General features: G+C 67.4%; 12 protein-coding genes and 1 pseudogene. 9 read left to right on the top strand and 4 right to left on the bottom strand.

Annotated features, from left to right (window positions below):
* Nucleotides 1-12: 12 nt before the first annotated feature.
* The 8 genes from ACFYPD_RS26865 (at nt 13) to ACFYPD_RS26900 (ending at nt 7,704) form a co-directional block, all read left to right on the top strand.
* Complete coding sequence (locus tag ACFYPD_RS26865; RefSeq protein ID WP_387119051.1) at nt 13-498, top strand: hypothetical protein; 486 nt, start codon at nt 13-15, stop codon at nt 496-498.
* A gap of 8 nt (nt 499-506) precedes the next feature.
* Nucleotides 507-1,061 carry a TerD family protein gene (locus ACFYPD_RS26870; RefSeq protein WP_387119392.1) on the top strand — a complete coding sequence of 185 codons (555 nt, stop codon included), beginning with the start codon at nt 507-509 and terminating at the stop codon, nt 1,059-1,061.
* Between the two features lie 308 nt (nt 1,062-1,369).
* Nucleotides 1,370-1,909: a hypothetical protein gene (locus ACFYPD_RS26875; RefSeq protein WP_387119054.1), complete on the top strand. Its 540-nt coding sequence runs from the start codon at nt 1,370-1,372 to the stop codon at nt 1,907-1,909.
* Between the two features lie 62 nt (nt 1,910-1,971).
* Nucleotides 1,972-3,135, top strand: coding sequence for an HpcH/HpaI aldolase/citrate lyase family protein (locus ACFYPD_RS26880; RefSeq protein ID WP_387119057.1), 1,164 nt, complete (start codon nt 1,972-1,974; stop codon nt 3,133-3,135).
* Complete coding sequence (locus tag ACFYPD_RS26885) at nt 3,132-4,634, top strand: phosphoribosyltransferase family protein (RefSeq protein WP_387119060.1); 1,503 nt, start codon at nt 3,132-3,134, stop codon at nt 4,632-4,634. The genes ACFYPD_RS26880 and ACFYPD_RS26885 overlap by 4 nt, the downstream gene beginning before the upstream one ends.
* On the top strand, nt 4,547-5,761 hold the full coding sequence (locus ACFYPD_RS26890; RefSeq protein ID WP_387119063.1) for a cysteine protease StiP family protein: 1,215 nt from the start codon (nt 4,547-4,549) through the stop codon (nt 5,759-5,761). Before ACFYPD_RS26885 ends, ACFYPD_RS26890 begins: the two co-directional genes overlap by 88 nt.
* Nucleotides 5,721-6,554 (top strand): hypothetical protein, encoded by an 834-nt coding sequence (locus ACFYPD_RS26895; RefSeq protein ID WP_387119066.1) that lies wholly within the window; start codon nt 5,721-5,723, stop codon nt 6,552-6,554. The genes ACFYPD_RS26890 and ACFYPD_RS26895 overlap by 41 nt, the downstream gene beginning before the upstream one ends.
* Before the next feature lie 466 nt (nt 6,555-7,020).
* Nucleotides 7,021-7,704: a hypothetical protein gene (locus ACFYPD_RS26900; RefSeq protein WP_387119069.1), complete on the top strand. Its 684-nt coding sequence runs from the start codon at nt 7,021-7,023 to the stop codon at nt 7,702-7,704.
* Between the two features lie 25 nt (nt 7,705-7,729).
* Here ACFYPD_RS26900 and ACFYPD_RS26905 read toward each other — a convergent pair whose 3' ends face one another.
* Nucleotides 7,730-9,526, bottom strand: a complete 1,797-nt coding sequence (locus ACFYPD_RS26905) for a hypothetical protein (protein ID WP_387119072.1) — start codon at nt 9,524-9,526, stop codon at nt 7,730-7,732.
* Nucleotides 9,527-9,957: 431 nt separating this feature from the next.
* Here ACFYPD_RS26905 and ACFYPD_RS26910 point away from each other — a divergent pair.
* A pseudogene (locus ACFYPD_RS26910) lies at nt 9,958-10,352 on the top strand (transposase family protein); the annotation flags it as partial.
* Nucleotides 10,353-10,416: 64 nt separating this feature from the next.
* Here the strand turns inward: ACFYPD_RS26910 and ACFYPD_RS26915 are convergent.
* From ACFYPD_RS26915 to ACFYPD_RS26925, 3 genes are read right to left on the bottom strand one after another with little or no spacing between them, the layout of a single operon-like run.
* Complete coding sequence (locus tag ACFYPD_RS26915) at nt 10,417-10,647, bottom strand: hypothetical protein (protein ID WP_387119075.1); 231 nt, start codon at nt 10,645-10,647, stop codon at nt 10,417-10,419.
* Nucleotides 10,644-11,336 (bottom strand): class I SAM-dependent methyltransferase, encoded by a 693-nt coding sequence (locus ACFYPD_RS26920; RefSeq protein ID WP_387119078.1) that lies wholly within the window; start codon nt 11,334-11,336, stop codon nt 10,644-10,646. The genes ACFYPD_RS26915 and ACFYPD_RS26920 overlap by 4 nt, the downstream gene beginning before the upstream one ends.
* Nucleotides 11,333-11,524: a hypothetical protein gene (locus tag ACFYPD_RS26925; protein WP_387119081.1), complete on the bottom strand. Its 192-nt coding sequence runs from the start codon at nt 11,522-11,524 to the stop codon at nt 11,333-11,335. Before ACFYPD_RS26925 ends, ACFYPD_RS26920 begins: the two co-directional genes overlap by 4 nt.
* Nucleotides 11,525-11,726: the final 202 nt, after the last annotated feature.

Below are 11,726 nucleotides of genomic sequence, written 5' to 3' on the forward strand. Positions count from 1 at the left end.
GTAGGACGCGGGATGATGACCTGGTTCCGGCGCGGGCGGGAGGTGGCCCAGACGCCACCAACAGCGTCACCGGAGGACAGCCCGACAGAGCTGCGCGGGCAGCTGGCGGAGCTGATCCGCTACATCAACCAGAGCTCGGGCCGGCTGCCCGGGGAGTCCGTGGTGATCGCCCGCCGGATCACCGACATTTTGCGGGAGATCATCGACAGCTCCGAGGTCCGCGCCCTCGACGTGTACGCGGTCATCTCGGTCAAGGCCACGGTTGGGGACTACCTGCCGACGACGTTGAGGCGGTTCCTGGCCGTTGATCCCAGCCAGCTCGATGTGCCGCTGGCCGCCGGTCCGACCCCGGTCGAATCCCTTCGGGATCAGCTCGATTCGCTGCTCGACTCGGCCGGGGAGCTGCTCGCCGCGACGTGGGCCCAGGATGCGGACGCCCTCATGACGCAGGGCAAGTTCCTACGTACGAAGTTTTCCCGATCGGACCTAGAGATCTGATGGCAGTGATGAAGCGCGGGGCCAACGCGGCCCTCACTCGCGAGATACCCGGCATGACCGGGATCGTGGTCGGGGTTTCCTGGGACGCCGCCTCCGAGGTCGTCCTCGCGGAGAACCTGGTGACGGCGACCATCCTCTGCGACTCCGCCAGCCGGGCCGTCTCCGACGACCATTTCGTGTTCTTCAACCAGCTGACCTCCCCGGACCTGTCGGTCCGGCAGCTGGAGGAGGTGCTCGGCGCGGACAACGAACAGATCGAGATAGACCTCGACCGTGTCCCGGCCGGAATCAGCCGGATCGTGGTGGTCCTGTACCTCAACGAAGGTCCCGTCCGCCGCCGGGCACTCGGGCAGTTGAAGAACTGCGGAATCCGGGTGATGAACCTGGCCGACAACCGGGAACTCGTCCGGTCGGAGAATCTGGCACGGTGGCTGACCAGCGAGACCGCGATCGCGCTCGGCGAGGTCTACCGGCGCGACGCTGAGTGGAAGTTCAAGGTTATTGGCGAAGGCTACGCCAGCGGCATCGCCGGTATCGCCGCCGACTACGGGGTGAACCTGTGAGCATTCCAGATCCTCGCGACGCATCGAGCCGGGATGACCTGCCGTTTCTGCGTCGTCGGGCCATCCCGGTAGCCGGCCCGAGGGCCGCGGCGGCGGCCAGCGACCTGCTCGCCGGCCTTCCGACCCAGCGGAGCGGCTGTCTTGACCGGCGAGCGGACCCGGCGCCAGCGCGACCGGCGCTACCCACGTGGGGCAGGGCCCTGCTCGACCTGTCCCCGGCGGCACCTCCGCCGCCCGCGCCGGCACCGCAACCAGATGCCCGGCCACTCCGTACGCGCCCCGTCGCCCGGACACAGGCCGGTACCACGGTGCTCACCTCGACCGCGCCGACCCTGACCCTGACGCGGCTTCAGTCCGGCATCGGTGCGCTCACCATGCAGGCGCGATGCGCGGAGGAGGTGGGCGATGTCCGGCTCGGCTGTGCCTACCAGCTGCGCTCCGGGGAGACGTCGACGGTGCAGCAGGCCGACGGCAGGGGTTGGGCCCCCCGCAGGTCGACGCGCCCGGTGATCGCCGCGCACCGGGACCGCCACGACCAGGTCAGCCTTGACCTGCGGCAGTCCCGGGAGATCGAACGCTTGATCGTCTACGGGTACTCCGAGCGAGGGGTGGTGCTGCACTGGGGCGGCGCCCTCGTCGTCACGACCTTCGGCGGCGCCCGGATCGAGGTGCCCCTCGAGGGGCCTTCGTCCCGCGGCGTGCGCGTGATCCTCTCGCTGTACAACATCCGCGGAGAGTTCGTCCTCCGCTCCGAGCTGGAAACGGTCGGCGGATCGGTGCGCGACGCCTGTCGAGCCTACGGATTTGACCGCATTACCTGGCTCGACGGGCACACCCCCCTCGGGTGAGATCCGGGACGTGAGCAGACAGGCTCAACCGGTGTCAGCAGCAACGAACGGGGGAACCAACGATGCGGCACTACGACTTCCTGTCCGACCCTGAGCGGGAGCGCCTATTCTTCCGTGCTCCGCAGCACTTCACCTCCGATGAGGAGCTCGGCGTGATCGCCGTCGCGCTCGGCGCGACGCTCTACTGTCCGGCGACCCGGCCACAGCTCGCAGCCGACCTGGCCCGGCGCGCCGCGCAAGGCCTGATCAGCGTCGTGGTGTGCCTGGAGGACGCGATCGCCGATGAGGACGTCCCTGCCGCGGAGGTGAATGTCGTTGCGCAGCTCCGCGCGTACGCCGCGACCGGCGCGGATGGGCCATTGATCTTCGTCCGGGTCCGGGGAGCACACCAGATCCCCATGATCGTGGCGGGCCTCAAGGAGCACGCCCGCGCCCTGTCCGGATTCGTGCTGCCGAAGTTCACCGAGGAGACCGGCCCGGCGTTCCTCGACGCCATCACCGAAGCCAGCACGACGCTCGGCCGCCGACTTCTCGCGATGCCGGTCCTCGAGTCCCCGGATGTCATCTTCGCGGAGTCACGGACCGACGCACTTCTCGGCGTGCGGCGGCTGCTGGCCAAGTACCGGGACCACATCCTCGCTGTCCGGATCGGCGCCACGGACCTGTCCGCGGCGTATGGGCTTCGCCGTTCCCGGGACCTCTCGGTGTATGACGTGCGCGTAATCGCCGACCTCATCGCCGATGTGGTCAACGTCCTGGCCCGCGTCCGGGACAGCAGCAGGTTCGTGGTCACCGGACCGGTGTGGGAGTACTTCTCCGGCGCGGAGCGCATGTTCAAGCCACAGCTGCGGGAGTCGCCGTTCGTCGAACCCGCCGAGCGGGCACTCAGAGCCGAGCTGATCGCCAAGGATCTCGACGGCCTCATCCGCGAGGTCGCGCTGGATAAGGCCAATGGCCTGACCGGCAAGACCGTCATCCACCCGGGTCACATCGCCGTCGTGCACGCGCTGTCGGTTGTGACGCACGAGGAGTACTGCGACGCCGCAGACATTCTCGGTACCCGGGCCCGGGGCGGCGTGAGCGCGTCGGCGTATCGGAACAAGATGAACGAGAGCAAGCCGCACACCGCATGGGCCGAGCGGATCGTACAGCGTGCGCAGGTGTTTGGCGTTGCCAACGAGGATGTCTCGTTCGTCGACCTGCTGGCGGCGGGACTGCAGCGGTGAGCAACGGCTGGGGCGGCAAGTGGGTCGTCGATCGGCTGCGGTTGAGCCTTGCCACCGACTCGCCCGCGTCCCCGCTGGCCCTGACCGACCTGGTAGGGCTGGCACTCCGGCGCAACCCCCGCCGCACCCACCTGCTTGTTTCGTCCGTGCTCGGTAAGCACGTGCCGACGGACCCGGCGATCGTGTACGGCGCGGGTCGCCTCCTCGGCGCCCTGGCCGCTGACTTCATCTGCGGGCGGGACAGCGGGGTCGCCGAGGCAGGTGCCGCCTTGCTCAGGTCCGCGCTCAAGGGCTCACCGGATGCCGCCCTCGCGCTTCTGCGCCGGTGCGCCGAGCATGCGGACAGGCCGCCTGCCGGCTGGCGGTTAATTGCCGAGTCCGTGACCGTGCTCGGCTACGCGGAGACCGCTACGGCGCTCGGACATGCCGTCGCCGACGCCCTAGGGGCGGACTACCTGCACTCCACCCGCCGCCGCCCGCCCGGGCTGCCCGAGGCCGGCGGGTTCGAGGAGGAACATAGCCATGCCACCCGCCACCTGCTGTTTCCCGAGGACGCGACGATGCTGGCGCGCGGTGGCCCGCTGCTGCTCGTCGACGACGAGCTCTCCACCGGGAAGACCGCGCTGAACACGATCGTCGCCCTGCATGCCCGGGCGCCCCGATCTCGATACGTGATCGCCACTCTGGTCGACCTCCGCTCTGCGGTCGACAGGGCCCGGATGGCGTCGCTGGCGGCCTCTCTCCGGGTCGATATCAGCGTCGTCGCGCTGGCCAAGGGGCACCTCGAACTCCCCACCGACGCCGCGTCGGTCGGCCAGCAGCTCGTCAGGGAACACGACGTGGCCGCCGATTCGCCCACTGGTCGCACTGCACCGCGACGCCTGTCGCTGACCGGGTGGACGGGCGTCCGCGAGGGTGGCCGACACGGGTTCAACCGCCACGACCGGGCCGCTCTGCGGGGCGCCGCCAACGAGGTAGCTGAGAATGCTGCCGGCGGGTTCACGGGCGATCGCGTCCTCGTACTCGGGTTCGAAGAGCTGATGTACGCGCCGTTGCTCATCGCCACGCGGCTCAAGGACTTGCTGGCCGGCAGCGCCGACATTCGCTTTTCGAGCACGACCCGGTCGCCGGTGGTCGCGGTCGACGACCCTGGCTACGCCATCCGTACCCGGCTTACCTTCCCCAGCCACGACGACCCGGCCGACGGGCCGGGACTCCGGTTCGCCTACAACGTGGCACCCGGGTCGGATCGAGCCCGTCGGTTCACCGACATCCTTTTCATCGTCGACGACGCCGGTGACACCGCTGAGCTCTATGCCCCAGGCGGGTTGCTCGACCAGCTTGCCGGCTGCTGCGACCAGGTCCATCTGCTGACTCTGCCGACCCATCTACCCCTGCCGGAGCCCATGCTGTGTCCGCCCCCACCCCCGGCCTGCCAAAACCCCTCCACGGACCGAGCTTTGGAAGCTATGACCGCGATGAGGTCGCCTGGCTCCTGACGGACCTGTCTAGGGCCGAGCTGGAGGCCACCACCGAGGAACGTGAGGATGCGGTCCAGTCCGGTCGGGCGCACTACGCGGCGTCGCTACCCGTGGAGTATCAGCCGAGCGCCGAGTACCAGCAGCTGTTCCAGGATGAGCTCGCCTCGTCGGCGTCGCAGCTCGCGCGGGCGGTCGGCGTCGTCATGGAGCTGGTACTGGCCGCTCGCGGTGAGAACGTCGTCTTGGTGTCGCTTGCCCGTGCCGGCACGCCGGTCGGCGTGCTCATGCGACGGTGGGCACGATTCGCGCACCGGCTCGACGTCCCACACTATTCATGCAGCATCGTCCGTGCCCGGGGTATCGACATGGTCGCGCTTGAATACCTCGCTGCGCACCATAGACCGTCGGACATCATGTTCGTTGACGGCTGGACGGGCAAGGGAGCCATCACTCGCGAACTCGCCGACGCGGTCGCGAAGGCGAACGTTAAGCTCGGCCTCCCCGAAGGAGAGCGGTTCGCGCCGGACCTAGCCGTGCTGGCCGATACGGGACGGTGCGTGGAAATCTACGGCACTCGGGAGGACTGCCTGGTGCCGTCGGCGTGCCTGAATTCGACCGTGTCGGGCCTCGTTTCGCGGACCGTCCTCAACGACGACCTCATCGGGCCGGGCCAGTTCCACGGCGCGAAATTCTACTCGCACCTGGCCGGAGTCGACGTATCCGGCCAGTTTCTCGACGCCGTTACCGCTAAGTTCCCGAACGTGGCAGACGCGGTCGCCCGCGACTGGCCGGCGACGCGAAGCGCGGACCGGTCCCCGACCTGGGCTGGATGGCGGGTGGCCCAGGCGATCAGCCGGGAGTACGGGATCGGCGACATCAATCTCGTCAAACCCGGTGTGGGAGAGACCACTCGGGTGCTGCTGCGCCGCGTACCGTGGAAGATCTTAATCCGGCCCGACGCGGCCAGAGACCTGCGGCACATCCGGATGTTGGCCGAGCAACGTGGCGTCGGCATCGAGATCGTGGACAACCTTCCGTACCGCTGCGTCGGCCTCATCCAGCCGAGGCGCCGCACTAATGCACCAACGGTGGAGGGAGGTGCAGGTGAGTATGAGGCAGCCGGGAGGCGTACTTGTCGCCAGTGACCTGGACCGCACGCTGATCTACTCGAAACGCGCCCTGGCCCTAAGTGTTGGCGACCAGCCGCCCCTCATCTGCGTCGAGCGGCACCGCGGGGAGGATGTCTCGTTCATGACCGCGCGAGCCGGCCGACTTATGCGGCAGCTGTCCGCCATGTCGACCATGATGCCGGTGACCACGCGCGCTCCCGAGCAGCTGGATCGGGTGCGACTGCCCGGGCACCCGCATCGGTTTGCGGTGGCGGCGAACGGAGGGCTGCTGTTCGTCGACGGGTACGCCGACCGGGCGTGGAGCAGGCGGGTTCGCACCCGGCTCGCGGGAGCGGCCTCGCTGGATGAGGTGTGGGCACACGCTGGTCAGGCGTCGCACCGGCCATGGACGCTCAAGCTCCGGATAGTGCCGGACCTGTTCTGTTACGCGGAGGTCGACCGCTCGCGGGTGCCAGCCGACTGGCTCATGGAGGCGACCGGTTGGGCCGCCGAGCGCGGCTGGCGCGTGTCGCTGCACGGACGGAAGCTCTACTGGTTGCCCAGGAATCTGAGGAAATCGGCTGCGGTTCGGGAGGTCGCCGACCGGGTCGACGCCCGGACGGTGCTCGCGGCGGGCGACTCACCGCTCGACGTCGACCTACTGGAGAATGCCGATCTCGGCATGCATCCTCGGCACGGTGAGCTGTTCGCATCAGGCTGGTCCGCGCCGCATGTGACCCCCACTTCCGTGGCCGGTGTGCTCGCCGGGCAAACCATCCTCGAGTGGTTTCTTGCTAAAGCGCAGGATCGCACGGACGCAAAGCCTTGACGGGCCACGTAGTCGTCGACTCCCACGATGGCGCCCAAGGGACTTCCTCGGGCCGCCAAAGCAGAGTGGATGTTGGGGCAAGACCATAAGAACGGATGAAACCCGCTGGAGCCGCAGAAGTGCCGTCGGCGCGGGCAGTGCGGGACGCCGAGATCACCGCGGAGATCCGGCGGGCCGGGTGCACCAGGCCAACCTAGCCGCCGAGTCCGCGGGCAGTCGGCGCTGGGAAGAGCAATTTCTTCACCCTCGCTCCCCGGCAGTGAGGGACTCCTTGGCAGCGTCGCTGGCAGTGGGCCGGTACCAGCCGCCGAGGCGAGCCAACGGGCATGGCCGGCGCTCGAGCTTCAACAAGAAGCGCCTCGCGTTAAGAGCGAACTGTGGAGCGCCAGGAGCCGTCGTGGCGCGTGATGTAGTGAGGGTTCTACGACCGATCACGGGTCCGAGTGGCCTGGGCGGATTCTTTGGTGTGACGCTTACGCTGGCGCTCTTCTTTATCGGGGACCGGCACGCGGTGTTCCGGCTGGTGCGCCGGCTCGCCCAGGCCGCCGTGCTGTACCTCCTTCATGGCATGCTCGGCGCATCCGGGGCGATCGCAATCGTGGGCGTTCTCTTCGTCGGCAGCGTGACGTTGGTCGGATACCTCCTCAGGGAGCAGTCTGACCGGCGGCTGAGGGACGAGAACGAGCGCGCGGAACACCGCCTTTGCAAGGAGCACGAGGAGGAGACCCGGCGGCTGAAGCTGGACGCCGCCGCCGCCGAGCGAGCCGGCGCACTGTTCGGTCCGGCCGACAGCGTTGACGTCCACCTGGCGTCCGCGGCCTCTGGCCTCCTGGCACTCACCAAGCTGGACCAGGCCGATCTGGCGGTGGTCCTGCTCGTGGACCTGTGGTCGGGAGACAAGGGCGCGATCTCGACGGAGGCTGCTGTGCTCGTTATCGACGCGGCGCTGCAACGTCGGAACGACCCAAAGGCACAGCTGATAGCAGCGGAGTTGCTCTGCCGCAACGCGACGCGTCTCGACTCCTGCACACCGCTGCACTGGCCGAGCGCGGCCGATCGCTGTTGGGACCCGGTATTCGGCCCCTCCCGTCCGCCCACGCACCGACTCCTAGCAGGGCGGATGAGGTCTTCGGCAGGTGCACCGCCGTGACCAGCATGATCACGATGAAACGGCCTCATCCGCCATACGTGCGGAATACTGTCTTGCTGACAACAAATCCTTTACCTGTTGTGAGATCCGCGCACGCAAGAAACACCGATTCGCTACGGCACCCGACAGTGCCATCAAGGATTGAGCTCCCGTAGGGAAGCTTGTGGCTGTAGTGCTCTAACAGTTGCCCCCCGGTACACGTTCCTTGATACACGCTATCCCTGTGGTTTACGCCAATGACATTGGGCACATATGCGATGTCTCCACAGTTCTTCGGCGGGGGCGGCCTGAACGAAAAGTCGCTGATTAAGCAAATGATCGACCCGTCTGTCCTATCGCTCCCGTCGAGAGCGCACACTATGTTGCCGCTCGGCATCGTGAACGGGAGCCTCCCGTGGCTGTAGCTGTACGGTACGCCCGGGTTGTAGGCGCCCTCGTTATAGGCTGAAGTGTTAACCTTTTTGCCTGCCTTGATGTAGGCGACAAGTGCCGCCGACGTCGCCGGCTCGGAGGTGGATGGGCCGGCGATTACGATGTGGTAGACGACGTCGCTCTTCCCACCGAGACTCGCGATGTGATCCCAGAGGTCACGTCCGCCAGTGACGAGAAGATGCACGGCGGTCAGGATGGCGTCGACGACCGCACCAATCATCGACAGGATCACGCCGGCGGCGAAAATCTGGACGTCTTCGAGCTGAGATTTCATGTAGACCGGCACGCAATCCCAAGCGAACTCGAGAACGTCCCACGCCACCTCGGCACTATCGAGCTTGACGAGACCCTTTGCTCCCTTAAGGCAACTTTTGAATACCGCGATTTCGGGAGTAGCTTGCCCGGTGGCGCCGAGCAGCACGGCGAACCGGTCAGCGGCGCTCTTGGCCGCCTTTCCGAGGGTGCTTCCGGCCGCCTCAGCGACGGCTGCGTAGGTCTCGAAACCGAAGGCGATGGCCGAGATTAGCCACGCCACGACAGATGTCTCCGTAGTCACCCGGCCCGACGCACCGGCGGGAACGGTAAGGGTCAACGTGCCGCCGCCGTCCACGATGCGGGCCGCTGTCCCCCGAGGTACCGACACCGCCGCGCCGATCGCCCGAGCGGCCGTGCCGGCGTCGAAGCTCACCGAAGCGCCGTCTATGACCCGCCAGCCTGCCGGATAGGTCATCTGCAGGTAGGTCCGGGTATTGTTCGCGATCTTGAGCACGCGGCGTCCATCTTCGATGCCGAAGCACCATTTGACCCGGTCGCCGCTGCCGCTGGTGACCTTAACGCCTCCGGCGTGAGCAGCGGCTTCATCACCGCACTGCGGCTGGGCCACCCCCGCCCGGCCAGTGATGTAGTCGTGGAACGAATTCCAGCGGTCATTCGCCCACTTCTTGACGTCGATGCCGCCGAGAAACCCGCGCGAGAAGTGGTCCACCTCCGCAGAAACGGTGCGCTGGCCCGCGTCGTACGTTGTGGGCACCCATCCCCACCCGCCAACGTTGTCCTGCCAAACGACCACTTGGTGCAAGGAGCGGTCCACGCTCCCGGCAGGCGCCGGGAAGACGACTGTCGCGGGCTTGGCAATGCCGCCAGGCACCTCCACCGAGACACTGTGGCCGATGGCACGGATGCTGTCCGGAAGCTCGGGCAGGTCTCCGCCGTCGCTGACGGTGAGCTTGGCGGTCGTACCCTCGGCCGCCGCACCGCCGGGCAACGTCACCGTCACCCCTGCCGCCGTGAGCACCGTCGGGGATCCAGCATGCACCCGTGCCGTGTCCTCACCAACGGCCTTTCGGCCGGTACAGGCCGCGACGAGCGTCGCTACCAGGCTCATCGCCACGACCATGACGATCAATCGCGAGCTCTCAGTTCTGGAACTTACCCACATGCCAGGACAATAGACTTATCAAGCCGGCGACGACTATAGGGAAACGACAGCCTTGGATTGCCCAATCGGCCTGAGTGAACCTCAACCTCAACCTCAACCTCAACCTCGACCGCGCCCGCCACGACTTCACCACCGCAAATCTTCGAGGAATCGGCCGAGCCGGATCCACTCGATCGGCTCCGCTTGCCTGCCCCCCATCTGGACATCCGAGTCCGGGTCACCGAACCGGTGGCGATCAGCTGCCGCAGGTCATCCTCGCGGACGGCGTCGGGCGCCCCACATCGGCCGGTACAACAACCGCTGCATCGCATCCGGCCGGGCGTAACCGGCGTGCTCACCGCCGCCAACCGCTGGTCGCAACCCGGGGGTTCGTGTGCTGGAACCGGTACTCGACGAACCTGCAGGTCGCCATCGACGCCAGCACCCGCCTGGTCATCGCCGTCGGCGACCCGCAGCCCGGCAACCGCAACGACACCATCGTCTACCGCACCTCCGGCATCCAGGAAAAGCTGGACGGCCGGCCAGTGATGGCCGACGGCGGCTACCGCGGCAATGCCGAGGTGATCATGCCGTACGCAAGCCCACCGACGGCAGCTCGCTGCCGGGCTGGAAGCAAGCGCTCAACGTCGAACACCGCACCGTCCGAGCAGGCGTCGAACACGCCCTGGCCAGGATGAAGTTCTTCAAGATCCTGCGCGACTACCGCCGCGCCGCCCACACATTGGCCGACGCCGCTTCCGGCATCGCCAACCTCCACAACATCATCCTCACCGGCTGACCACCGGCCCCGCGCCGGGCAACGCCTTCAACCAGTTACGAGACGTCCCTTAATCAACTCTCCATCAAACCCGGGGCTTGACAGTCTTGGGTGTCGACCAGAGTTGGCGCCACGCGTTGCCGTTGGCCTCGCAGAGTTCGAGAGTCGCCACGCCATGGTGCACAACCCGCAGCACCTGTTCGCCTTCGTCGAGCACGGGCGTTTCGTGATCACGTGGGAAGGTCGGCAGCCGCCAAGTGTCGCGGTTCTGGCCGTCGTCGAGCACGGCGAGGGGAGTGGAGAGTCCGGCGTTCATGGTGTCTCCAGGGAACGGTCGGTTGGTCGGCTCAGTACGGCGAGGCGCTGCAGTCCGTCCAGCGCTGTGTCGTGGGTGTCGCGCAGTCCCCGGGTGGCGGCCACCGACCGGATGGCACCCAGGACCCGGTGCGTCGGCGTGCGTCGTACGGAACCGGTGCCGGCGGCCGAGACCGCGACCGCCACCCGGACCGCGAACCGCGCGCCGGTCTTGCCCAGGCCCGCGCCGCTTGCTCGTTCGGCTCGGGCGATCCGCCACGCGCCGACTTCATCGGCCGGCCAGGAGACGATGAGTCGGCCGCCCGGGCAGAGTAGGACGGCGAGGGCGTCCAGGACCGCGTCGGGTTCGCGGCACAGGTGGATGAGGTTGGCCGCGACGACGGTGGCGACGCTGCCGGGCTCTAACGGTGGTCGCTCGGCCTGCGCCACCATCCAGATACCGGGGCGGCGGGCTGCCCGAGTCAGCATGGCGAGATTGCTGTCGATGCCGATCACCGAGCCGAGGCTTGCCAGGCGGGCGGCGATCAGGCCGGTACCGGTGCCAGCATCGAGGACCGGTCCGGACACCGGTGCTGCCTGGGTGCGGATCGTTTCGGCGAGCCCGTCGGTGATCGGGCCGGCCCAGAGCCAGTCGTAAACTGCGGCGTAGCCGGACCACCACCAGCGAACGAGGATGCGGCCTGAGATCACCAGATGATGAAGCCGAACCGGCCGCCGCGGTACAGGTACACCGAGTAGGCGATTAGCAACGGGCCGACGATGATCCCCGCTGGTTTTCCTTGCGCGATGCCACCGAAGAATATGGCAACACCGATGACGAGCCAGAACGTTCCGAGAAGGTACCGGGGCTTTCGGTGGACTTCTACCTGCTGGTCCATGAGCTACTCCACTGTGTAGGGGGGTCGACCGGAATGCCGGCGGCCAGGGAAGACGGCTCAGGCCGCTGCCGTCCGCGCGGTCCACATTGCTATTGGGGACATTGACGAGCGCCCTGCTCGTCTAAACCGTAGGCCTTTATATGGGGCCGGCAGACCAACCGTATGGTCGCCCCGTCGGATCAAAACGCCGAAGTTACCCGAC

This window comes from Micromonospora sp. NPDC005299 (genome assembly GCF_042872345.1).
In the GTDB taxonomy this organism is placed as follows: Bacteria; Actinomycetota; Actinomycetes; order Mycobacteriales; family Micromonosporaceae; genus Micromonospora.